This window comes from Leucobacter sp. BZR 635 (genome assembly GCF_048061935.2).
Lineage (GTDB): Bacteria > Actinomycetota > Actinomycetes > Actinomycetales > Microbacteriaceae > Leucobacter.
Genome location: NZ_JBLUNZ020000053.1, coordinates 21,964 through 43,451, shown reverse-complemented (window position 1 = coordinate 43,451; position 21,488 = coordinate 21,964). Strand labels below are relative to the sequence as shown.

Below are 21,488 nucleotides of genomic sequence, written 5' to 3'. Positions count from 1 at the left end.
GCCAGGCCTACCGGCGCTCGGCGAAGAACTCGGCGAGGAGCTCCGCGCACTCCTCCGCGCGCACACCCGCAACAACCTCCGGCACCGGGTGCGGGAGCCGACCGTCGCGCAGCAGGTCGTAGACGCTGCCGACCGCGCCGGCCTTCTCATCCCACGCGCCGAACACGACGCGCGGCACGCGGGCGGCGAGAATCACGCCCGCGCACATCACGCAGGGCTCCAGGGTGACGACGAGGGTGCAGTCTTCGAGGAAGCGATCCCCCACGGCCTTCGCCGCACCGCGAATCGCGCGGATCTCGGCGTGCCCGGTCGGATCCAGGCTCGACGCGCGCGCGTTCCGCCCGGTCGAAATCACGCCTCGGTCGGGCCCGAGCACCACCGCCCCAACAGGGATTTCGCCCTCCGCAGCCGCCAGACGAGCCTCGCCGAGGGCGGTCGCCATCGCGGCAAGTTCTTCTGAGGATGGAGGGATGGTGGTCACGGCAATAGAATAGGCCCATGCGAGTCTTCGTTGCAGATCATCCACTGATCACACACAAACTGACGGTGCTGCGCGACGTGAAGACGCCGCAGCCCACGTTCCGCCTCCTCGTCGAGGAACTCATGACGCTGCTGGCGTATGAGGCCACCCGCGAGGTGCGGGTCGATCCGATTGAGATCCAGACGCCCGTTGCCCAGACCACGGGCGTACGCCTGAGTGAGCCGCTGCCGCTCATCGTGCCGATCCTGCGCGCGGGCCTCGGCATGCTCGAGGGCATGGTGACGCTCATTCCGACCGCCGAGGTCGGCTTCCTCGGAATGGTGCGCGACGAGGAGACCCTCGAGCCCACCACCTACGCAGAGCGGCTCCCCGATTCGCTCGCGGGCCGGCAGTGCTTCGTGCTCGATCCGATGCTCGCGACCGGTGGATCGCTTGCCGCCGCTATCGACTTCCTGTTCGAGCGCGGTGCGGACGACATCACCGCGATCTGCATCCTGGGCACGCCCGAGGGCGTTGAGCTCATGAAGAAGGCCGCGGGCGACCGCAACGTGACGCTCGTGCTCGGCGCGCTCGACGAGGGACTCGACGAGCAGGCCTACATTGTGCCGGGCCTCGGCGACGCGGGCGACCGCCTGTACGGCACGGCCTAAGCCTGAGCGTTCGGTGCTGCTGAGCCGCTCAGTGCTGCTGGACGTTCGGTGCTGCTGGGCCGCTCACGCTGCAGCGCTGGATTCCCTGACGCTGCGACGGTGGGTACCTTCGCGCGTGCGAGACACCCGCTCCCGCGCCCATTCTCGCCAGTAGATACCTCCTCCGCGAGCTGACATACGTTCAACCGTGGAAGTCACCCGATCTCGCTGACACGATATGTTTTCGACGTTCAGGGGTTCAGGGGAGGGGTGCCGAGCTGGGAGAGCCGCACAGGGCTGTGGCGTGTGCACGCGCAGTGAGCATCCTCGGCGAGGCCTTTGCGACCGCGGCACGTGACCGACCGCAGGAGCTTCGGAATGTGTTCATCCCGGGCCCGGCTGCGTGAACAGCAAGGGCGCGAAGCGCCCGCGGCAGCCGCGCACCGTGCAACCACCCGGAACGCCGACACGATTCAAGGCTTGAAGCCCCCGTTTCATCTATTCCGACCCGAACCCACGCTGCGCAAGGGTCGGACTAGATAAAACGGGGCTGTTGAGATGCGGCGGGGCCGGACCGAGCCGTACCGAGCCGTACCGAGCCGAGCGCTGCCGGGCGTTACTCGACCCTGCTGGGCACGCCAGCGGCCTCGGTGAGGGAGGCGAGCTCCGCAGGAGACAGGTCGGGCTCCATCGATGCGAGCAGCGCCGGGAGCTGTTCCGTGGAGCGCGCGCTCGCGATCGGCGCGCCGACCGTCGGCTGCAGCCGCAGCCACGCGAGCGCCACGCTCACGACCTGGGCGCCGTGCTCTACAGCCACGGCATCGAGCGCTGCGAGCACACGGCGCCCCCGATCGTCGAGGTAGCCGATCGCCTGACCCGCACGCGGGCTGGCACCCTCGGCCTGGGCCGCAGCCTCGTCACGGTATTTGCCCGCGAGAAAGCCCTTCGCGAGCCCAAAGTAGGGAAACACCGAGAGCTCCTCGGCCTCCGCGACCGCCCGCAACCCGTTCACTTCAAAGCCGCGCTCCATGAGGTTGTAGTGCGGCTGCAGTGCGACGGGCAGGTGGTATCCGCCCTCACGAGCGATCTGAAACCACTCTGCGACGCGTTCGGCGGTGTAGTTCGAGACGCCGATCGCGCGGATCTTGCCTGCATCCACGAGATCAGAGAAGGCCGCGACCGTCTCAGCGAGCGGGGTCTCCGCGTCATCGAAATGGGCGTAGTAGAGGTCGATCCTGTCGGTCTGCAGTCGGGCGAGCGAGGCGTCGGCGGCGGTGCGCACGTTCTCCGCGGCAAGACCCGGAAAGTCTGGATGGGTCGACACCTTCGTTGCGATCGTGACGGCGTCGCGGGATCCGCGCGCCGTCAACCACTCGCCGATGATCTTCTCGGAGTCGCCGCCTGAGTTTCCCGGCACCCACGCCGAGTAGCCGTCGGCCGTGTCCACAAAGTCACCGCCACCCGCCACGAAGCCATCGAGCACCGCAAACGAGGTGTCGCGGTCAGCCGTCCAGCCAAACACATTTGCCCCAAGCGAGAGCGGCGCTACTGCCAGTTCGCTTCGACCGATCTGAACCCTGTTCGACATGTAACTCCTTCGTCAACGGTGCCGAGGCGCACCCGTTTCGACGCTACACCTCGCCGCTGGGATCTCCACGCCACGCCGCGAGCGATACCGGGTCATCGGTGATGACGAGGTCGATTCCGTACGAGCGGGCCTTCGCCCACTGCTTCTCGGTGTTCAGCGTGTAGACCATGGTTCCGATGCCGAGCACGCGGGCGTCCGCTACCAGCCCGAAGTCGCGCTCGAAGACCTGGTTGCGAGCACCGATCGCCGACACCTTGAGTTCGGCGGCGGTTTCGAGCGTCGCGCGATTCCAATCGCGGGTGAGCATCACCCGCGCGTACTCGGGGGCGAGGATCGCGAGCCGTTCGAGGTTGGCGAGCTCGAATGATTCGAAGGCGACGCGATCCACCAGGTACCGCTCGCCCAGCATCTTGACCGCCCCCGCGATCTGCTCGTCGTGCCACTCCCCCTTGAGCTCGATCAGTGCACGACTGTTCGTCGGCGCGAGCTCGTTAAGAAATTCTTCGAGGGTCGGTACCGGCTCGCCCGCGAACTCCGGCCCAAACCACGAGCCAGCGTCGAGACGCCTGATCTGTTCGAGCGAGTACGCGGATACCTCGCCCGTGCCGTTAGTCGTGCGGTCGAGCGTTGAATCATGCATGAGTACCGGCACCCCGTCCGCCGTGAGATGCATGTCGGCCTCGACAAAGTCGACGCCCTGGTCGAATGCGAGGCGCATCGCGGCGAGCGTGTTTTCGGGGGCGAGGGCCGCGGCACCCCGGTGCGAGATGATGCCGAAGCTCTCGACTCGGCTGAGGGCGCCGTGCAGCTGGAGGACACTCGCGTTCGCGGCGTAGGGGTTCGAGCCAATGCTGGCGATGAGGGCGAGCACGAAGAACGCAGCGTAGAGCGCGAGTCGGCCTCGATGGTTGGGGAGGGGCACTGCCTGAGTGCGTGAAATGCGATGCATAGGGGGCTCCTCACTCCGCGCAACTTCGCGCGGTGCCCCTCACCCTATCTGACTGCGTTACCGTTTTGTGATAATTATTGGATCGGCGTGGCAGGCAGCAGCGCGAGCTCCTCCCCACCGGGTGCCACGTCGATCCGGGCGACGTCGCCGTCGCGGATCTCGCCACCGAGAATACCGCGCGCAAGCCGGTCGTCGATCTCGCGCTGCATGAGGCGGCGCAGCGGACGCGCGCCGTAGATCGGGTCGTAGCCGCGCTGCGCAAGCCAGGCACGCGCCTCTGGGGTGACAGCGAGCGTGAGCCTGCGCTCCGCGAGCCGCGCCTGCAGCCGATCGATGGAGATCTCGACGATCTGCGCGAGCGCGTCGACAGAGAGCGGGTGGAAGATCACCATCTCGTCGAGCCTGTTCACAAACTCGGGCTTGAATGCCCGCCGCACGGTCTCCTGCACGGCAGACACCTTCGCGGGCCACTCCATGTCGGGGTCGACAAGATACTGGCTACCAAGGTTCGAGGTGAGGATGAGGATCGTGTTGCGGAAGTCAACCGTGCGCCCCTGCCCATCGGTGAGGCGGCCGTCGTCGAGCACTTGCAGCAGCACGTCGAACACCTCGGGGTGTGCCTTTTCGACCTCGTCAAGCAGCACGACCGAGTACGGCCTACGCCGCACGGCCTCCGTGAGCTGCCCGCCCTGCTCGTAGCCGACGTACCCGGGAGGCGCACCTACGAGCCGCGAGACCGAGTGCTTCTCGCCGTACTCGCTCATGTCGATGCGCACCATCGCGTGCTCGTCGTCGAAGAGGAACTCGGCGAGTGCCTTCGCGAGCTCCGTTTTGCCGACCCCTGTTGGTCCGAGGAAGAGGAAGGAGCCGGTCGGGCGGTTCGGATCCGCGATCCCCGCCCGAGTGCGCCGCACGGCGTCCGCGACGGCCCGCGCCGCCTCCTCCTGGCCCACGACGCGCTTCCCGAGCTCACGTTCGAGCGCGAGCAGCTTCTCGGTTTCGCCCTGCATGAGCCTGCCGACGGGGATCCCCGTCCAGGCCGCGACCACTCCGGCGATGTCTTCATCAGTGACCTGGTCGTTCACCATGCGGGGCTCGCCGTCGGGGCTCTCAGCACTCTGCTGCTCCGCGCTCTCTGCCTCGGCGAGCTCTTTCTCGATGACGGGGATCTCCCCGTACAGCAGCTTCGAGGCGCGCTCGAGGTTGCCCTCGCGCTGCGCGCGCTCGGCATCCATGCGCGTCTGGTCGAGCTTCTCGCGGAGTGCGCCTACGCGGTTGAGCGTCGCGCGCTCCTTCTCCCACCGCGCTTCGAGCCCGGCGAGCTCGGTCTGCTTCTCGGCGAGGTCCTCGCGCAGCTTCGCGAGGCGTTCCTTCGAGGCCTCGTCTTTCTCCTTCTTCAGCGCGAGTTCCTCGAGCTTTAGCCTGTCGACCGCGCGGCGCAGCTCATCGATCTCGAGCGGAGCCGAGTCGATTTCCATACGGAGACGGCTCGCGGCCTCGTCGATGAGGTCAATTGCTTTGTCGGGAAGCTGCCGCGCAGTGATGTAGCGATTCGACAGCGAGGCAGCAGCAATCAGGGCTGAGTCGGCGATTGTCACCTTGTGGTGCGCTTCGTAGCGTTCCTTGAGTCCGCGGAGAATCCCCACAGTGTCTTCAACCGACGGCTCACCGACGTACACCTGCTGGAAGCGACGTTCGAGCGCGGCATCTTTCTCGATGTACTCGCGGTACTCGTCGAGCGTGGTCGCGCCGATGAGACGGAGCTCGCCGCGAGCGAGCATCGGCTTGAGCATCTGCGAGGCCGCGACCGAGGACTCACCACCGCCTGCGCCCATGAGCGTGTGCAACTCGTCAATGAAGGTGATGATCTCACCGTCAGACTCCTTGATCTCCGCGAGCACCGCCTTCATGCGCTCCTCGAACTCGCCGCGATACTTCGCGCCCGCGATCAGCGCGGAAATGTCGAGTGAGATGAGTTCCTTGCCCTTGAGTGACTCGGCAACGTCGCCCGCGACGATGCGCTGGGCGAGGCCTTCGACGACGGCGGTCTTACCGACGCCGGGCTCGCCGATGAGCACGGGGTTGTTCTTCGTGCGACGGGTGAGCACCTGGCTCACGCGGCGGATCTCGCTATCGCGCCCGATCACCGGATCGAGCTTGCCCGAACGGGCGACCTCAGTGAGGTTCACGCCGAACTGTTCAAGGGCGCTTTCTTTACCTTCGCCTTCGGCGGGCTGCCAATTTGCCTGCATGATGTCCTTTCGTGATGAGCGGGCTGTGCGATTCGGTGGCGTTGACACCGAATCACAAACTTGAGTGCATGTGACTCAAGTTTAGAACGAAACCCGCAATTGCGCTACTCCAGGTGCCGCAGGTATCGCTCGGGTGCGTCCATGAAGCGCCGCCAATTGTCGACCATCTCCAGCTCCTCGTACGAGCTCCTGCGCATTCCCCACTCACCGAGCTCGTAGATATCGGCACCGGGAACGGCGGCGAGGATCGGCGAGTGCGTCGACAGGATCACCTGCGACCCGGCTGCGGCGAGCGCGCTCATATGCGCAAGCAGCCTGAGTGAACTCATGAACGACAGCGCCGATTCTGGCTCGTCAAACACCCAGAGGCCCCGGATGCGGGCGCGCGACTCGATAAAGTCAAGAAACGACTCCCCATGGCTCTGGTAGTTGTACTGCCCGGCTACGCCCGGAGGAGCGTTCTCTATCTCCTCGAGGTACCCAAAATGCCCGTGCATCGTTTCGGCGCGCAAGAACACGCCCTTGCGAGAGGATCCGGCACCGCGCGCAAGCTGCAGGTGCCCGTCGAGGGGCGACTCGCTCACCAGGGTCGAGTGCCGCGCATTGTGGGTGCCGCCCTCGGGGTTCAACCCGTAGGCCGCCGCGATCGCCTCGACGATTGTCGATTTGCCCGCGCCGTTCTCGCCCACGAACACCGTGATCGACCCGAACTCGAGCCGCCCCTCGAGCAGCTGTCGCACCGCGGGGATCTGCGCGAACCAGGCGCTGCGGTCGGCCGGCGCTTCCGGATCCTCTTCCACCCACCGCAGCGGCAGCACACTGAGCTTCATCCGGGCACCTCCCGCACCATCCTCGTGAACCGGCCATCGGCCGAACTCGGCCTCGGCTTGACGATACCTTGCGACACTGACATCGGCGTCGCGTGAGTGAGCGCGGAGGGATCCCGATTCGACAACCACCGCGGCCAGGGCACTCCTCCGTGCCCACGAGGAGGTCTAGGCTGAAACGGTGACCGAGAACAACGCTGCTGCCCACCCGCACGCCTTCGCCTCAGATAACTGGGCAGGGATCCACCCCGAAATCTTTGCGGCGCTCGCTGCTGCAAACATCGGGCACACGGTTGCGTACGGGGGCGACCCGTGGACGCTCGAGTTCCAGGCAACGGCACGCCGCATCTTCGGCGACGAGGCTGTGGCCTTCCCGGTGTTCAACGGATCCGGCGCGAATGTGCTCGCGCTCCAGGCCGCGCTGCCGCGTTGGGGAGCCGTGATCTGCGCGGCGACCGCGCACGTGAACACCGACGAGACCGGGGCCCCCGAGAAGACGGGTGGCCTGAAGTTGCTCGCTGTCGACACCCCCGACGGCAAGCTCACGCCCGAGCTCGTAGAGCGCGAGGCGTGGGGATGGGGCAGCAAGCACCGCGCCCAGCCTCTCGCGGTGACGATCTCGCAGACGACTGAGCTTGGCACCTGCTACACGCCGGCGGAAATTCGCGCGCTCGCCGAGCACGCCCACGAGCGCGGCATGCTGCTGCACATCGATGGATCTCGCCTCGGCGGCGCGGCTACACACCTGGGGACGAGCCTCGCGGCGATCTCGAGCGAGGCGGGTGCCGACATCCTCAGCCTGGGGGCGACGAAGAGTGGGGCCCTCGGCGCTGAGGCGGTGGTCGTACTGCGGCCCGACGCTACCCCCGGGATTGAATATCTGCGCAAGATCAATCTGCAGCTCGCCTCGAAGATGCGTTTCGCGTCTGCGCAGCTCAATGCGCTCTATGGCGGGGATCTCTGGCTGAGGACCGCGCAGCATGCGAACGCGATGGCGGCCCGGCTCGCGGCGGGGCTTCGCGCGGTTGAGGATCCGGCGGTCAGGATTGCGTTTCCCGTGGAGTCGAACGCGGTATTTGTCGAGTTGCCCGAAGAGGTCGCGCGCCGCGCGCAGGATCAATTCGCTTTCGGGGCGTGGCCTACCAGGCCCGGGCTCTATCGGTTGATGTGTGCGTTCGACACGACGGAGGCCGACGTGGATGAGCTGCTCGCGCTGATCCGCGGCTAGCCGGCGGGTAGCGCAGCGCGTGAAGCAGCGGGCGGCGCAGCGGGCGGCGCAGCGGGCGGCACACCCGCCTTCGGGATGCGCGCCTCTCCCGGCACTCCCCCTGGCTCAGCTCCCACTCCCCCCAATAATCCTTTCCGACCCTTCTGTGGGGCAAATAAGGGTCGGACTAGATTAAACGGGGGTGGTGGGGCGAGCGGGGTGAGCCGGCAGGCCGCGCTCTGTGCTGCCAAAGGCAGGCCGCGCTAGATGCCGCCGAAGGCGAGGCGTGCCGCGATCACGAGCATCACCGCGGCAACTACGCCGTCGAGGATCTGCCAGGAGCGCGGCGTCGCAAAGAACCGCGTGAGCGCACGCGCCCCATACCCGAGTACGAAGAACCAGCCGATGCTCGCGAGCGCGCCGCCTGCCGCGAACCACCAGCGCGCGGGGTCGCCCTGCGCGTTTCCGATCGATCCCATGAGCACCATCGTGTCGAGGTACACGTGCGGGTTGAGATAGGTGATCGCGAGGCAGGCGAGCACGACACTCTTGAGGGGGCGAGGCTCACCCCCCTCCGCGGCCACCAGCACGTCGGGCCGCAGCGCGCGCCGCCCAGCAGACCAGGCGTACCAGACAAGAAACGCCACACCGCCCCAGCGCACCACCTCGAGCAGCACCGGCGCACGCTCGATGACGAGCCCGATACCGGCAACCCCGAGGGTCTCAAGCAGCGCGTCGGTGAGCCCGCAAATGAGTACGACCGGCAGCACATGCTCGCGCCGAATCCCCTGTCGCAGTACGAATGCGTTCTGGGCACCAATCGCCATGATGAGGGACAGGCCGCTACCAATACCGACGAAAAAAGGGAGGATCACGGAGTCGACGTTACGGGTTGACGTGGCCGACCCGCTACTTCAGCGTCACGAAACTTTCTCAAGCCCCATTAGCTCTGCTTAAGATGGGAACGTGGATCTCCCCCTCGAACACCTGCGAACCTTCGCCGCCGTCGTCGACGAAGGCTCGCTTGAGGGCGCCGCACGCCTGCTCCATGTCTCGCCCTCAGCCGTCAGCCAACGAATCCGCAGCATGGAGGAACGCACCGGTTCCGTGCTGCTCACCCGCAGCCGCCCGGTGGCCGTGACGGCGACTGGTGCCACCGTGCTGCGGGCGGCGAGACAAATCGCCAGGATCATTGACGATGCCTCGTCCGAGCTCGGTCAGGGCAGCACGCAGGGCGCGCTTGTGCGACTCGTCATCAACGCCGATTCCCTCGCCACCTGGTTCGTCCCGGCACTCGCGCGCGCGGCGACCGCGACCGGGGCGCGCTTTGAGGTACTCAGGGCCGACGAGACCGTCTCAACCGTCAAACTACGCAGCGGCGAGGCAATGGCGGCGCTCACCGCGACTGAGGAGGCCGTGCCAGGCTGCGTCTCCACCCGCGTCGGGGTCGACCGCTACCACGCGGTCGCCTCGCCTGCCTTCGTTCGAGCCCACTTGCCTGACGGGCCGACGCCGGGTGCACTCGCGGCGGCGCCCCGCATCGATTTCGATCGCCACGACATGTTCCAGGATCGCTTTCTCCGCGAGTACGCAGGTGCCCCGCTGCCGCCGAGCAACCCGCCCAGGCACTTCATACCGTCCTCGGCCGAGTTTGTGACGGCAATCGAACTCGGGATGGGCTGGGGCATGGTCCCTGCAGTCCAGTGCGCGACGCCTCTCGCTGGCGGCACACTCGTCGAGATCACACCGGGTAATTCCCTCGCGCTTCCGCTCTACTGGCAGCGCTGGAATCTGCACTCGCCCGTGCTCGACACCCTCTCCGAAATCATCGCGGCTGCAGCCTCGGACGCGCTCGATTTCAGCTAGCTGGAATACGGCGCGCGTGACGCGCGTTCCACCCTCTTGGCGGGGCGCTCGCCCCCGATTTTCGTTTCATCCAGGAGATTCATGTCTGCGAAGCACGCAACGACCAGCACCCCCATTCTCAGCACGCTCATTGAGCGGTGGAGCCCGCGGGCCTTTGATACAGATCACGCTCTCCCCGAGAACGCCCTGCTCGGCGCGTTTGAGGCAGCTCGCTGGTCACCGAGCGCGAGCAACACGCAGCCCTGGCGCTTCATCGTCGCCCGCCGTGGCAGCGAGTCGTTCCGCAAGATCGAGGCGACGCTTGCTGGCTTCAACGCGCAGTGGGCAGGATCAGCTTCCGCCCTCGTTGTGAACCTCGCCGCGGTCGAGACCGCGACCGGCGAGCCGCAGCGCTGGGCCGAGTACGACCTCGGGCAGGCAGTCGCGCACCTGTCGGTGCAGGCGCATAGCGAGGGCCTCTACGTGCACCAGATGGGCGGCTTTGATGGCGCTCAGATCAAGGAGTCGTTCGGGCTCGGCAAGGACCTCCTGCCGGTCTCCGTGATGACCATCGGCAAGCTTGGCGTTCCCGAGCAGCTGGCTGAGCCACTCAAGGAGCGCGAGCTGGCACCGCGCTCACGCCTCAGCGTCGACGAGCTCATTCTCGTCAACGACTAGCCTGCGCTGCGGCTCGCACGCGTCGTCCCGGCACACGGGCGGCGCGTGCGCACGCGCTAGGCGTCGGTTTCCGCCTCGAACGCGGCACCGTCAAGGCGCAGCGCACGCACGAGCTCGGCGGCGTGCACCGTAGAGAGGATCACCCGGGAGAACGTGTCGAACTCTCCGACCCAGCCTCGGTTCTCATCCGCGTTCTCTGGCACGTCAAGGTCAATCACCACAGCCTCGCGACCCCTGCGCGCGAGCACGAAGTCGCGCCCGCCGCGTGTACGCCAGGTGCCGTAGGCCAGGCCGCGCGGCAGGAGTGCACCGGGTGAGCGGATCCCGCGGATCCACACCCACGGGTCCTCGGTGATCATCGCTGATCGAATTGCCGCACGGTCGAGTACGATATCGCGCCGCCGCAGCGTGACGGCTTTCTCTGCCGCGGTCAGGCGAATGACCATCCGGTCTGCGTGCACCTCAATCCGCGCCATGATCAGTCCAGCATGTCGCTGTGGTCGATGGCTGACTCGACGGCCTCAACAATCGCGTCGACCTCTGCCTGGCGATCGGCCCCGTTCACGGCGAGCTCAAGCTGCTCCGCGGAACCGAGCGTGTTCTCGCCCACACAGACGACAAGCGTGTCTGCGGGGAGCTGCGGGAACTGCTTGCGCACTTCTTCAGCAATCTTCGGGGAGGCTACGAGGATCGCGTTAATGCGCCCCGAGTCGATGTCCTCGCGAATGTGCACCGATGCGGGCACCCCGATCGTGCGGAATGCAAGCACCTGGGTGACGTTGTGGCCCCGCTCGATCAGACCCGTCGTGAGCACGGGAGTCGCCACATCTGAGCGGAGCGTGAGGACACGCAATACCTCGCCCGAGTCGATCTCCGTCCACTCCTTCAGTAGCTGAAAGGTGGTGTTGTTGTCTTCGTCGGGGGTAAGCGTCACCGGGTATCCGGCTTCGCGAAACGCGACCGCCGTAGCTTCTCCGACGATCGCGACCTTCGTACGCTCGTGAAACTCTGCGCTGTGGTGCTTGAGCACGTCAGCTACCGTGGCGCTCGTCGCAGTCATCCAGTCGAACTCGCCAGAGGCAAGGGCTTTCAGTGCGTCGACAAGCTTGTCTTCCTCGCTGGTGTGCGAAAAATCCACGAGTGGCGCGATTACTGTCTGGGCACCCCGGTCACGCAGCGCCTGCGAGACGAGGTCTCCCCAAATCCCACCGCGCGGAACAAGCACACGGAGGCCGCCGAGCAGCTTAGCCTGATCCGACATACACCCCACATCACTCGAAACGAACAAGAGCCGCCCAACGGCGACTTCTTAAAGATACGGCCCGCTCGGAGCCGCGTGTTCACCTATTCTCGCTCTGCGCAGGTCAAGACGCAAAACTGAGCCCCGCTTCCCACGGATCGAAACCGAGCTGTTACGAGCTTCCGCGGGGATAATCAGGCGAGAACGGCGCAAAAGTGTCAACGCAGATTGCGACCCGCTTTTCTTGCGATCGACCAGACAAGCACCCCGGCAGTCGCGGCAACGGCGACCACGCCCGCCACGAACACGAGCGGCCGGGCGCGTCGTTCCTCGCGGATACGCTCCCCCACGCGCGCGGTTGCGTCATCAATGCGCTTCGCGTAGTTCAATCGCTCACTCAGCTGCCCGAGCGTGTCATACAGCTCCGCCCTGGCTGCCTGCGCATCAGCGACACCGAGCGCCCGTGGATCGTGCTGGCTCATCGGTCTCCTCCGTATCCGTAGGTTTCGGTGTCTGGCGTCTCGCGTGTGGACTGCGCACGACCAGGCGCGTTCTGCGTGCCTGCCGGCTCAGCTCGCTGAGTAGCCGACGCCTGACCCCCATTGTTGAACCGGACGTCTCCCAGGGCAGCGATGTCGCCGCTCACGCGACCCAGCGTCGCCTCGGGCACGGGGTTGCCCCGTCGCATCAGCTTGAACCCCGCAAATAGCGCGGCGGCTGCAAGCAGCAGGAGTGCTACAGCGACCGTGAGCGCCGCCAACCACCAGGGCCAGACGATCGCGAGCGCCGCAATCGCGGCGATCACGAGGGCCTGCAGCATGAAGAACACGAAGAACAGCGCGACAATGACTCCGGCCGCGCCGATTCCTGCCTTCTTCGCGGCACCGAGCGCCTCCCGCTTCGCGTTGTCGTACTCGATCTTCGCGAGAGAAACGATCTGCTGCGGAAGCCTGGCTAGGAGCTCGAAAGTGCCAGCTTCATCGCGTTTGCGGCTCATGCCGTTGTCTCCTCCGCCGATGCTTGCTTCTGCCCGGTTTCGGACTGCTCGCCCTTCGAGCGCTCAGTCGCCGCCGGCTGGGTGGCGGACTTCGTTGCCGCCGGCTTCACCGCTGCGGCCTCGGCGCGCGGCTGGGTCGCTGCAACGAAGGCGGACTTAGCGGCGCGAGATGCCGCGGCCTTTGCAGCCTGCACACGGTCGTCGACGGAGTCTTTCACCGTCGTTACGCCCTGCTGCACGAGTGGCGTCTCCCACACGGCGATAGCGCCGCGCTTGATCTGTTCATAGCGCGCCCGCCCCGCACGGGTGCCCAACACATACCCGAGTGCGGCTCCGAGAACGAAACCTACTTTGCCCCTCATATGGTGCCTCCCGACCGTCGTGCTTCCAGCCTACTCTTCGCGGCCGGGTTCAATACATTCCTTTTTCGAAATATACATACCTCTTGCGAGGCTATCAACGTCTGCTGAGCTATTCGGAGATGCCGGTCAGCTTGCGCCGGAGTCGTACGGCCCACTGCCGGGCATCTTCGATGGCTTCGCCGAGATTGCCGCCGTGGAGCGCCTCTCCGAGCACGAGCAGGCTGGGGTATTCCGCAGCCCACGCGTCTCGCGCCTCCTGCTGCGCCGAGCGCTGCGCCGATGTGGCAAACGCAGCGGCGCGGATCGTGCTCGTGGCGCTGGAGGAGGTGTCGCCTGCGGCGGAGACGCCGAACTGCTCAAGGGCCTCGGCGACAGGCGGGGATGCGAGGTGCTCCGCATGCTGACCGGGCGCATTCACGACCGGACCGGAGAACAGCAGCCGCCCCGATTCGGTGTCGCCCCCGGTGTCGCTTCCGGTGTCGGCTGCGACCCTCGTGAGGCGCACAGCCCAGGGGCCGCTGACTGGGGCGGCGACCATCGCGAGCAGGTCGGTGGTGCCGGATCCGCCGGCGGTTCCCACCTCACCTTGAATTCCAATCTCGGCATATTGCCGCAAGCGCGTGGGCGCCAGTTGTGCCAGCTGCTCCGAGAGCGTTGCACGATCCGCTGCTCCCGCCGCCGCCGCACCGGCCACGTGCGCCGCGGCAGTCACCGCTGCGACAGCTGCGTGCTCGCCGAGCACGGCATCGAACTCGTGGGTGGTGCCGTGCTCGTCTGTCACTCGCCAGCTGGGCGATGCCGTGTGTGCGCCCTCCGCGCCAGCACCGGCAAGCTCGAGCGAGCGCACTTCACCTGCGAAACGCACGGCTCCGTAAAGCTCAAGGCGCCCTACGAGCAGCTCGCCCAGCGCGATCCAGCCGCGAGCCGGTTCGACCGCGGTTTCACGTACAACGTGCTCTGGGTATTGGAGGAGTGCCCCGCCGCTGAGCGATCCCGCGCGCGTGAGCGCTTCGTTCAGGCCGGGCTCAACAAGCGCGACCTCTGCCTCGTGGGCGGGCACCCCGAACCCTTCGAACAGCAGCGGCTCGACCACGGTTTCACGCATCGCCGATCCGAGACGGGTTTCGATGAGCTTGCCGAAGTTCTGTTCTTTGCCAATCGTGAGCACCGGCTTCAGCCGGTCAAGGTATCCCCGGAACGCGGCACGCATCCCGACAAGATCAATGCACGCCTTGGCAAGCGGGAAGGTCGGCACTCCCCAGACAGCCGATTCTGGCACCGGTCGCCAGGAGCCCGAGCGGGCACGCAACTGCGTGTCTCGCGGGGTGAACTGTTCCGGGGCCGCGCCCGGGTTATCGGGGACGGCCGCGGTCAGGGGCGCAGCGAGCTCGCGAAGCAGGCCAGATACCTGCCCGCCGGCGTCGCGCACCGAATACTGCGGCACGCGAACAGTCGCGTCGGCGATCCAGACCTCGACTCCGACCTCAGCCAGATCAAGCGCAGCGGCAAAGACCGAGAGGTCGCCGCCGAGTACGAGTACGCGACTCACTAGGCTCCGTTCCCCGCAGGCGCGACCGCGCCGGGGCGCCACACCGAGTCAACCCGCTCGCGGCCGTAACCGTGCTTGCGGAAGATCCGCACCGTCAGCCAGAGGAACAGCGCGAGCCCGACGACCTCGCCAACCACCGACTCCGGGCCGCCGGAGCTTTCGACCTGCCCCGTGTCCGGGCTCAGCCCCGCAGCCATGAACCCGAAGGCCGCGATGTTATTGATGACGTGGATTGCGACGGCGGCTTCGAGCCCGCCGGTCTTCCAGGTCACCCAGGCGGCGGTGAGGCCCATGAGCCCGACCGCGAGCAGCCCCCAGATGTCGTAGATGTGCATGAGGGCGAAGACGACCGACGAGATGCCAATGGCGAGCCACGGCGAGCGCATCCACGAGCCGAGCACCTGCAGAAAGAGCCCACGGAAGACCACTTCTTCCGCGGCCGCCTGGAACGGCACGAGCAGCAGCACGATCACGAACGAGGCGATTGCCGCGTTCGTGTTGAAGTCTGGGCTATCCGCCGCAATCGCGGCGGACTCGCCTGGTCCGGAGAACACCGACATGACCATGCCGACGAAGATCCCGACGCCGTTCATCACAATAACCGCGAGCACTGCGGCACCGGTGGTGCGCCAGAGCAGCCCCCAGCGAATCTTCCCCGCGACCGACCAGATTCGGCCCGTCGGGCGGATCCCGACCGCGAGCATCGCGAGGATCACCGCTGGGATCATGAGCGCGACCGTGCCAAGGTTCAGCACGATCGACAGCGGATGCTGCGTGTCGAGCAGCGGCGCAACCTGCAATACGACTGCGTTGTTCACGTAGTCGGGGTCAAACGCCACCAGGAGGGGCATCAACGCGAGCGAGAACCCGATGTTGAACGCAAGATAGATGCTCGCGGCAAGCCCGACGACTGCGAGGGGCTTCCACCACGCGTATTTCGGCACACCGCGGTACAGGCGGTGGTACTCGAGCGGCTCGGTTTCGGTGAGCACGAGCGGCTGCTGCGGCTGCACCCAGGCCCACTGCTGTGGGGTGCCGGGTACGGGTGCCGCCGGGTGAGCGGGATCCACTGGCGGGACCTGCTCACCCGGAGGCTGCGACCCTCCGGTGTCTGGTGTGTGGCCGTCGATCGGGGGTTGCGTCATCGTGCTCCCTGGTTACGCGCCGCGCAGGCGCTGGGCGAGGTAGGCGTGCAGCTCGGCGCGGGGCACCCGCTCCTGCTGCATGGTGTCGCGCTCACGCACCGTGACGGCGTCGTCGTCGAGCGAATCGAAGTCGACCGTGACACAGAACGGCGTGCCGATCTCGTCCTGGCGACGGTAGCGACGGCCGATCGCACCCGAGTCGTCGAAGTCGATGTTCCAGTCTTCGCGGAGCTCCTGGGCAATCTCGCGTGCGAGCGGCGAGAGCTTCTCGTTGCGGCTGAGCGGCAGCACCGCGGCCTTCACGGGGGCGAGGCGCGGGTCGAGCGCGAGCAGCGTGCGGGTGTCGGTGCCGCCCTTGGCGTTCGGCACCTCCTCCTCACGGTACGAGTCGACGAGAAACGCCATGAGCGAGCGGGTGAGGCCCGCCGCGGGCTCGATGACGTAGGGCATCCAGCGCTCGTTCTTCGTCTGGTCGAAGTAGCTCAGGTCCTTGCCCGAGTGCTCCGAGTGCGTAGTGAGGTCGAAGTTGGTGCGGTTCGCAATGCCCTCGAGCTCGCCCCAGTCGCTGCCTTGGAAGCCGAACTTGTACTCGATGTCGGCGGTGCGCTTCGAGTAGTGGGAGAGCTTCTCCTTGGGGTGGTCGTAGAAGCGCAGGTTGTCAGGATCGATGCCGAGACCGACATACCAATCCATGCGCTCCTTCATCCAGTACTCCTGCCACTCCTCGTCGGTGCCGGGCTCGACGAAGAATTCCATCTCCATCTGCTCGAACTCGCGGGTGCGGAAGATGAAGTTACCCGGCGTGATCTCGTTGCGGAAGCTCTTGCCGATCTGGCCGATGCCGAACGGCGGCTTCATGCGCGCCGCCTGCAGTACGTTCGCGAAGTTCACGAAGATGCCCTGCGCGGTCTCGGGGCGGAGGTAGTGGAGCCCGGCCTCGTCGTCGACTGGGCCGAGGTAGGTCTTGAGCAGGCCGGAGAAGGCGCGCGGCTCGGTGAACTGGCCGCGGGTGCCGCAGGCAACACAGACGATCTCTGCGAGGCCGTCCTTGGGCTCGCGGCCCTTCTTCTCTTCGAACTCTTCGATGAGGTGGTCTTCGCGGTAGCGCTTGTGGCACTGGAGGCACTCAACGAGCGGGTCGCTGAAGACCTCGACGTGGCCAGAAGCCTCCCAGACACGCTTGGGCAGGATGATGCTCGAGTCGATACCGACGACGTCGTCGCGACGCTGCACCATCGCCTTCCACCACTGGCGCTTGATGTTTTCCTTGAGCGCGGTGCCGAGCGGTCCGTAGTCCCACGCGGAGCGCGATCCACCATAAATTTCACCCGCCTGGAAGACGAAGCCGCGGTGGCGGGCGAGAGAGATGACCTTATCGAGGCGGGACTGTTCAGCCATTGTGAATTTCACTCCAAGGGGCAGACGGGGATCTTGGTAATGTGCAGCAGCGTGAATCACGCGCACACCGATCTAGTTTAGCCTGCCCCGTCTGAGCGGGCCCGGGGGCTCGCGAGGCACCCCCAGACGCGCCCCTTACGTCTTGCTACTGCGCCGCTACTCAGCCCACTCCCCGAGCACAATGTTCTCGGGGGTTTCGCCTGCGCGCAGCCGCTCGATCTGGCGGCGGATCAGATCCACCATCCGCGGCAGCATCGCCGTCGAGTCGCCGCCCGCGTGCGGGGTGATGAGCGCGTTCGGAAGCGACCACAGCGGGTGGTCGGCGGGCAGCGGTTCTGGATCGGTGACGTCAAGCGCCGCGCGCAGTCGGCCCGCCGTCAACTCCGCGACAAGCGCTTCGGTATCGACAAGCGGCCCGCGCCCCACATTCACGACGAGCGCGTCATCGGGGAGCAGGGCGAGCTCTGCGGCACCGAAGAGGCCGCGTGTTTCGGGGCTCAGCGGCAAACCGAGGATGAGGATCTCTGCCTCCGGCAGCAGCTCGTGCAGCTCTGCGAAGCCGTGCACGTGCACAAGCTCGCCCGCCGAGTTCACCTCGTCCCGCGCGGAGCGCGCGAGCCTGGTGATGTGCGTCTCGAAGCCCGCGAGACGCGCCTCGATGGCTTTGCCGACGCCGCCGTAGCCGACGATCAGCACCCGGCGGTCGGCGAGACTGGGGAACGTTCGGAGATCCCACTTCCCCTCGAGGCCGTCGCGCACGAACGCCGGCAGGCCGCGCTGCGCCGCGAGCGTGAGGGCGAGGGTGAGCTCGGCGGTCGAGGCCTCGTGCACGGTCGTCGCGTTCGCGAGCGGGAAGCGGCTCGGCAGGTACTTGTCGACACCGTTGAAACCGATCGACTGCCACTGGACGAGGCGCACCTCGACGTCATCGAGCACGGCAAGGCGGCGAATGCCGCCCCAGTACGGCGGCACCACAATGTCGAATTGCTCGCGAGGGGCGGGCCCGTCAAGGTCCCATTCGACAATGTCGACGCCGTCGATCTCTCCTACGGCCTCACGCAGTCCCGGGTCAGTCGGCAGTGACATAACGAAATCGCTCATGCCCCAATACTAGGGGTGTCACTGGGGACGGCAGGCCGCCTCTCTCCCGCCGTCGCGGCTTCGCCTCACTCCGCGAGAACGCGCTGCAGCTCAGTCACGAACCGCCCAATCGTGGCCGCAGCCTGAGCCCGCGCTGCCGGTGACTCTTCCGGCCGGTTGAGGTAGCCGTGAACGGTGTCTGGCTCAATCGCTTCTACAACCGGCACATCGGCTGATCGAAGCTGCTCTGCGAACTCTTCACCAGAGGCGCGGAGTTCGTCGGCGTCGGCGTTCACGATGATGGTGGGTGGTAGCTGCGCGAGCCGTCCGGCGGGCAATTCTCCTGCAACGGGCACACCCGCCGGCTCGGCCCCCAGATAGAAGTCGTACATCTCTGCGATGCGGTCAGCTCGGAAGCGGCGGGCCTCGGGCAGCGCGGCCACTGCGTCGGCGATCTGCGGGTCCGCGCGCTGCACGCGGTGCAGCGTCGGGTATTCGAGCAGCAGCGCGTCCGCTGCGCGATCGGGGTGCGCGTCGCGCTGATCCAGCGTCGCGAGAACCGCGAGATGTGCGCCGGCGCTCGCCCCGCCAGCGACGATTGGGCCCGGATACTCAGCACCTGCCCACGCGAGCACCGCCGCGACATCGTTCGACAGTGCCGGCGCTTTCACGCTGTCACTCGCGAGCACGTAGTCGACCGAGAGCACCCGGATCCCTGCCTCTGCGAAGCTGCGCGATACCCAGTCGGCCTCGGGCCAGTCAAGCGTGCCCCGCAGGAAGGAGCCACCGTGCGCCCAGACGAGCGTCGCCCACGGCGTGACCCCGGCAGCAGGCTCATAGCTGCGAACCGGCACCTGCGCAGACCCCATGCGGTTCGGCACCGCGGCCGAGGGCCCGCCGGGCCCGGGCACCTCAAACGATGTGACCCGCAATTCTTCCACCACCAGCACTTCCCCCTCTGCTTCGATTGTCACGCAGCCGGACAGTGCGAGCAGTGCGCCCGCTGCAAGCAGCGGTGCCCAAGCGAGACGATTCCGCATGACCCCAGTATATTTGCGCGCGATGCGCGACAATGGGGGCATGAACGACCAGCACACGCCCAGTCGCCGCGACTTCACGTACACCGACGAGCACGGCGTTGAGATCAGCGCGTACGCGTGGCTTCCCGACGCCGCAGTGACCCCCGAGCCGCACGGGGCCGTGCAGATCTCGCACGGCATTGGCGAGCACGCGCTGCGCTACGAGGCGTTCGCCCAGTTCCTCACCCGCGCCGGCTTCGTGGTGTACGCCAACGACCACCGCGGGCACGGCGAGACCGGAAGACGGCAGCACGACGGTGACCTCTCGCTCCTCGGCAAGCTCGGGCCCGGAGGGCTGCGCGCAGCCGAGGGCGTAATCACCCAGCTCACCGGAATCATCCGTTCCGAGCAGCCGGGTCTGCGGGTCGCACAGTTCGGTCACTCGTGGGGATCGCTGATGACGCAGCGGATCCTCAACGAGCGCCCGCGACTCTGGGATGCGGTCGTGCTCTCCGGCAGCGCGCTGCGCACGCCGCGCTACATGGAGAGCGGCAAGCTCAACGCGAACTGGGCAGCCGAGGAGGGCGCGACAGGCTTCGAATGGCTCAGCCGCGACCCCGAAACGGTGGCGGCGTTCCAAGCCGATCCGCTGTGCTTCGACGCCAACATTCTCAAACTCTTCGGCGTGCGCGACGGGCTGCGCCTCTTCGGCACCCCCGCCGCTGGGCTCGCCGTCGACGTTCCGCTACTCATCGTCTCGGGCAGCGAGGATCCGCTCAGCCGCGGTGACAGCCTGAAGCGGCTCGCCGACGCCTACCGGGCGCGCGGCCTGCGGGAGGTCGCGCTGAAGATCTATCCGGGGGCGCGGCACGAGATCCTCAACGAAACCAACCGCGACGCCGTGTTCAGCGACGTCGCGACCTGGCTGCTCGAGCAGCTCAGCGACTAAGCCGGTGCTGCTCCGCCCTGATTGGGCGCTCGCGACGGCCCAGCGGTGACCTAGCGGCGGCCAGAGGATCGCGGCATCCAGCGGAGGAACGCCGCCGTGCCGAGAAGCCCAATCGCCCCCATTGACGCGGTCGCGATGCCGATCGGCGAGACAGCGACGAGCCCCGAGAAGATGAGCGGGGCCACCGCCGCCCCTGCGCTCGTGAGCGTGCGCCAAGACCCGAGAAACGGGGCGGGGTTCTGCTTCGGCGCGAGGTCAGCCCCGAGCGTGAGCAGCAGCCCGCTCGAAAGCCCGTTGGCGACGCCGATCACCCCGGAGAGCACCACGAACCAGGTGGTCGCCGAGCTGAGGTCTCCCGTGATCGAGAGCACGAGAAAGCTGAAACTCATGAGCAGCATCGATGGTACGACGGCCCAGAGCCTGCCGAAGCGATCCATCACCTGACCGCTCACGTAGAAGAGCGCAAAATCGAGCGCACCCGAGATGCCGACCACCAGCGAGATTGTCTGCGCGTCAAGGTCGATCGCGACGCCCCACAGCGGCAACACAACCTGGCGGGCCGCACGCAGCGCCGACAGCGACGAGGCGGCGAGTCCGAGGCGGGCGAGCACTGAGCGGAAGCGCAGCATCGTACGGAATACCCCCTCGCTCGCACCCTCCGCATCCGGCAGGCTCATGCCAGCGGTGGCCGCACCTGTGACCGCTTCGCGATCCCCCGCGACAAACTCACGCTCCGGGTCAGGGCCCAGCCACACGAGCAACACTGTCGCCGCAAGACAGATAATGAGGCACCAGATCACTGCCGCATCGTTTCCGGTCGCCGACAGCAGCAGCGCCGCGATGAACGGGCCGAGGAAGATTCCGAAGCGGTAGCTGCCGCCGAGCAGCGCGAGCGCACGCGCACGGAAGTGGAAGGGCACGTGCGCCGCCATGAACGAGTGTCGCGCAAGACCGAATGCCGCCGCGCAAAACCCGTTGATGAAGATCGCGATCGTGAGCACCGGAACGCTCGCGGCGAACGGCAGCATCACCGCACCCGCGAGCGCGAGCAGCCCGGAGAACACCATCGCGTAGCGCTCGCCCACCTTCGCCACCAGCCAGCCTGCGGGGATATTCCCGCAGAGCTGCCCCACCACAAGCGCCGAGGCGACGAGCCCGGACGTCGCAAGATCTGCTCCGAGCCTCGTGGCCATCGTCGGGATCAGCGGAATGATCGCGCCCTGGCCGAGCGCAAACAGCAGCGTCGGCCCGTAGATCATCGGCGCGAGGCGCAGCAGAAACTTCGAAATCGAT

Annotated in this window: 22 protein-coding genes; 5 read left to right on the top strand and 17 right to left on the bottom strand. The window is 66.8% G+C overall.

All coding sequences use genetic code 11. The annotated features are described in order from the left end of the window. Positions 1 to 7 precede the first annotated feature (7 nt). Entirely contained in the window at positions 8 to 442 is a 435-nt protein-coding gene (locus ACI1US_RS11220; protein WP_461640504.1) for a nucleoside deaminase, read from the bottom strand. Between the two features lie 56 nt (positions 443 to 498). Between ACI1US_RS11220 and upp the strand changes: the two genes are divergently transcribed. Then, entirely contained in the window at positions 499 to 1,131 is a 633-nt protein-coding gene (upp, locus tag ACI1US_RS11215) for a uracil phosphoribosyltransferase (RefSeq protein ID WP_416549788.1), read from the top strand. 595 nt (positions 1,132 to 1,726) lie between these two features. Here upp and ACI1US_RS11210 read toward each other — a convergent pair. The 4 genes from ACI1US_RS11210 to ACI1US_RS11195 all read right to left on the bottom strand — a co-directional run bounded on the left by ACI1US_RS11210 (position 1,727) and on the right by ACI1US_RS11195 (position 6,729). After that, positions 1,727 to 2,698: an aldo/keto reductase gene (locus tag ACI1US_RS11210; protein ID WP_461640483.1), complete on the bottom strand. Its 972-nt coding sequence runs from the start codon at positions 2,696 to 2,698 to the stop codon at positions 1,727 to 1,729. Positions 2,699 to 2,741: 43 nt separating this feature from the next. Further along, entirely contained in the window at positions 2,742 to 3,647 is a 906-nt protein-coding gene (locus ACI1US_RS11205; RefSeq protein ID WP_461640481.1) for a glycerophosphodiester phosphodiesterase, read from the bottom strand. Between the two features lie 74 nt (positions 3,648 to 3,721). After that, the gene (locus tag ACI1US_RS11200) at positions 3,722 to 5,899 is read right to left on the bottom strand and encodes an ATP-dependent Clp protease ATP-binding subunit (RefSeq protein WP_461640479.1); all 2,178 of its coding nucleotides are present in this window, start codon (positions 5,897 to 5,899) and stop codon (positions 3,722 to 3,724) included. A gap of 104 nt (positions 5,900 to 6,003) precedes the next feature. Continuing rightward, positions 6,004 to 6,729 carry an AAA family ATPase gene (locus ACI1US_RS11195; RefSeq protein ID WP_461640477.1) on the bottom strand — a complete coding sequence of 242 codons (726 nt, stop codon included), beginning with the start codon at positions 6,727 to 6,729 and terminating at the stop codon, positions 6,004 to 6,006. A gap of 178 nt (positions 6,730 to 6,907) precedes the next feature. Here ACI1US_RS11195 and ACI1US_RS11190 point away from each other — a divergent pair, with 178 nt between their 5' ends. Further along, complete coding sequence (locus tag ACI1US_RS11190; RefSeq protein WP_461640475.1) at positions 6,908 to 7,954, top strand: threonine aldolase family protein; 1,047 nt, start codon at positions 6,908 to 6,910, stop codon at positions 7,952 to 7,954. A gap of 242 nt (positions 7,955 to 8,196) precedes the next feature. Here ACI1US_RS11190 and ACI1US_RS11185 read toward each other — a convergent pair whose 3' ends face one another. Continuing rightward, positions 8,197 to 8,760, bottom strand: a complete 564-nt coding sequence (locus ACI1US_RS11185; RefSeq protein WP_461640502.1) for a LysE/ArgO family amino acid transporter — start codon at positions 8,758 to 8,760, stop codon at positions 8,197 to 8,199. Between the two features lie 139 nt (positions 8,761 to 8,899). Between ACI1US_RS11185 and ACI1US_RS11180 the strand changes: the two genes are divergently transcribed. Continuing rightward, the gene (locus ACI1US_RS11180; protein WP_461640473.1) at positions 8,900 to 9,799 is read left to right on the top strand and encodes a LysR family transcriptional regulator ArgP; all 900 of its coding nucleotides are present in this window, start codon (positions 8,900 to 8,902) and stop codon (positions 9,797 to 9,799) included. An 81-nt stretch (positions 9,800 to 9,880) separates the two neighbouring features. Next, the gene (locus ACI1US_RS11175) at positions 9,881 to 10,456 is read left to right on the top strand and encodes a nitroreductase family protein (RefSeq protein WP_461640471.1); all 576 of its coding nucleotides are present in this window, start codon (positions 9,881 to 9,883) and stop codon (positions 10,454 to 10,456) included. 56 nt (positions 10,457 to 10,512) lie between these two features. Here ACI1US_RS11175 and ACI1US_RS11170 read toward each other — a convergent pair whose 3' ends face one another. From ACI1US_RS11170 to ACI1US_RS11125, 10 genes are all read right to left on the bottom strand, one after another. Next, entirely contained in the window at positions 10,513 to 10,932 is a 420-nt protein-coding gene (locus tag ACI1US_RS11170) for a hypothetical protein (protein WP_461640469.1), read from the bottom strand. Between the two features lie 2 nt (positions 10,933 to 10,934). After that, positions 10,935 to 11,717: a uroporphyrinogen-III synthase gene (locus ACI1US_RS11165; RefSeq protein ID WP_461640467.1), complete on the bottom strand. Its 783-nt coding sequence runs from the start codon at positions 11,715 to 11,717 to the stop codon at positions 10,935 to 10,937. Positions 11,718 to 11,914: 197 nt separating this feature from the next. Continuing rightward, positions 11,915 to 12,178 carry a DUF3618 domain-containing protein gene (locus ACI1US_RS11160; protein WP_461640465.1) on the bottom strand — a complete coding sequence of 88 codons (264 nt, stop codon included), beginning with the start codon at positions 12,176 to 12,178 and terminating at the stop codon, positions 11,915 to 11,917. Further along, positions 12,175 to 12,693, bottom strand: a complete 519-nt coding sequence (locus ACI1US_RS11155; RefSeq protein WP_461640463.1) for a phage holin family protein — start codon at positions 12,691 to 12,693, stop codon at positions 12,175 to 12,177. The genes ACI1US_RS11160 and ACI1US_RS11155 overlap by 4 nt, the downstream gene beginning before the upstream one ends. Then, entirely contained in the window at positions 12,690 to 13,055 is a 366-nt protein-coding gene (locus ACI1US_RS11150; RefSeq protein WP_461640461.1) for a YtxH domain-containing protein, read from the bottom strand. The genes ACI1US_RS11155 and ACI1US_RS11150 overlap by 4 nt, the downstream gene beginning before the upstream one ends. 109 nt (positions 13,056 to 13,164) lie before the next feature. Next, the gene (locus tag ACI1US_RS11145; protein WP_461640459.1) at positions 13,165 to 14,604 is read right to left on the bottom strand and encodes a hypothetical protein; all 1,440 of its coding nucleotides are present in this window, start codon (positions 14,602 to 14,604) and stop codon (positions 13,165 to 13,167) included. Next, positions 14,604 to 15,749 (bottom strand): lysostaphin resistance A-like protein, encoded by a 1,146-nt coding sequence (locus ACI1US_RS11140; protein ID WP_461640457.1) that lies wholly within the window; start codon positions 15,747 to 15,749, stop codon positions 14,604 to 14,606. The genes ACI1US_RS11145 and ACI1US_RS11140 overlap by 1 nt, the downstream gene beginning before the upstream one ends. A 12-nt stretch (positions 15,750 to 15,761) precedes the next feature. Next, on the bottom strand, positions 15,762 to 17,147 hold the full coding sequence (locus ACI1US_RS11135; RefSeq protein WP_416549922.1) for a glycine--tRNA ligase: 1,386 nt from the start codon (positions 17,145 to 17,147) through the stop codon (positions 15,762 to 15,764). 156 nt (positions 17,148 to 17,303) lie between these two features. Further along, entirely contained in the window at positions 17,304 to 18,248 is a 945-nt protein-coding gene (locus ACI1US_RS11130) for a 2-hydroxyacid dehydrogenase (protein WP_461640455.1), read from the bottom strand. A gap of 65 nt (positions 18,249 to 18,313) precedes the next feature. Further along, positions 18,314 to 19,267: an alpha/beta hydrolase gene (locus ACI1US_RS11125; RefSeq protein ID WP_461640453.1), complete on the bottom strand. Its 954-nt coding sequence runs from the start codon at positions 19,265 to 19,267 to the stop codon at positions 18,314 to 18,316. A 40-nt stretch (positions 19,268 to 19,307) separates the two neighbouring features. Between ACI1US_RS11125 and ACI1US_RS11120 the strand changes: the two genes are divergently transcribed. Beyond that, positions 19,308 to 20,195, top strand: coding sequence for an alpha/beta fold hydrolase (locus ACI1US_RS11120; RefSeq protein ID WP_461640451.1), 888 nt, complete (start codon positions 19,308 to 19,310; stop codon positions 20,193 to 20,195). Between the two features lie 50 nt (positions 20,196 to 20,245). Here ACI1US_RS11120 and ACI1US_RS11115 read toward each other — a convergent pair whose 3' ends face one another. After that, positions 20,246 to 21,454 (bottom strand): MFS transporter, encoded by a 1,209-nt coding sequence (locus ACI1US_RS11115; RefSeq protein ID WP_461640500.1) that lies wholly within the window; start codon positions 21,452 to 21,454, stop codon positions 20,246 to 20,248. Between the last annotated feature and the right edge of the window lie 34 nt (positions 21,455 to 21,488).

Bases quoted from the DNA above. Each gene is read 5' to 3' on its own strand.
- ACI1US_RS11220 (WP_461640504.1), bottom strand. From the start codon at position 442: ATGGCGACCGCCCTCGGCGAGGCTCGTCTGGCGGCTGCGGAGGGCGAA.
- upp (WP_416549788.1), top strand. From the start codon at position 499: ATGCGAGTCTTCGTTGCAGATCATCCACTGATCACACACAAACTGACG.
- ACI1US_RS11210 (WP_461640483.1), bottom strand. From the start codon at position 2,698: ATGTCGAACAGGGTTCAGATCGGTCGAAGCGAACTGGCAGTAGCGCCG.
- ACI1US_RS11205 (WP_461640481.1), bottom strand. From the start codon at position 3,647: ATGCATCGCATTTCACGCACTCAGGCAGTGCCCCTCCCCAACCATCGA.
- ACI1US_RS11200 (WP_461640479.1), bottom strand. From the start codon at position 5,899: ATGCAGGCAAATTGGCAGCCCGCCGAAGGCGAAGGTAAAGAAAGCGCC.
- ACI1US_RS11195 (WP_461640477.1), bottom strand. From the start codon at position 6,729: ATGAAGCTCAGTGTGCTGCCGCTGCGGTGGGTGGAAGAGGATCCGGAA.
- ACI1US_RS11185 (WP_461640502.1), bottom strand. From the start codon at position 8,760: ATGGCGATTGGTGCCCAGAACGCATTCGTACTGCGACAGGGGATTCGG.
- ACI1US_RS11175 (WP_461640471.1), top strand. From the start codon at position 9,881: ATGTCTGCGAAGCACGCAACGACCAGCACCCCCATTCTCAGCACGCTC.
- ACI1US_RS11170 (WP_461640469.1), bottom strand. From the start codon at position 10,932: ATGGCGCGGATTGAGGTGCACGCAGACCGGATGGTCATTCGCCTGACC.
- ACI1US_RS11165 (WP_461640467.1), bottom strand. From the start codon at position 11,717: ATGTCGGATCAGGCTAAGCTGCTCGGCGGCCTCCGTGTGCTTGTTCCG.
- ACI1US_RS11160 (WP_461640465.1), bottom strand. From the start codon at position 12,178: ATGAGCCAGCACGATCCACGGGCGCTCGGTGTCGCTGATGCGCAGGCA.
- ACI1US_RS11155 (WP_461640463.1), bottom strand. From the start codon at position 12,693: ATGAGCCGCAAACGCGATGAAGCTGGCACTTTCGAGCTCCTAGCCAGG.
- ACI1US_RS11150 (WP_461640461.1), bottom strand. From the start codon at position 13,055: ATGAGGGGCAAAGTAGGTTTCGTTCTCGGAGCCGCACTCGGGTATGTG.
- ACI1US_RS11140 (WP_461640457.1), bottom strand. From the start codon at position 15,749: ATGACGCAACCCCCGATCGACGGCCACACACCAGACACCGGAGGGTCG.
- ACI1US_RS11135 (WP_416549922.1), bottom strand. From the start codon at position 17,147: ATGGCTGAACAGTCCCGCCTCGATAAGGTCATCTCTCTCGCCCGCCAC.
- ACI1US_RS11130 (WP_461640455.1), bottom strand. From the start codon at position 18,248: ATGAGCGATTTCGTTATGTCACTGCCGACTGACCCGGGACTGCGTGAG.
- ACI1US_RS11125 (WP_461640453.1), bottom strand. From the start codon at position 19,267: ATGCGGAATCGTCTCGCTTGGGCACCGCTGCTTGCAGCGGGCGCACTG.
- ACI1US_RS11120 (WP_461640451.1), top strand. From the start codon at position 19,308: ATGAACGACCAGCACACGCCCAGTCGCCGCGACTTCACGTACACCGAC.
- ACI1US_RS11115 (WP_461640500.1), bottom strand. From the start codon at position 21,454: ATGATCTACGGGCCGACGCTGCTGTTTGCGCTCGGCCAGGGCGCGATC.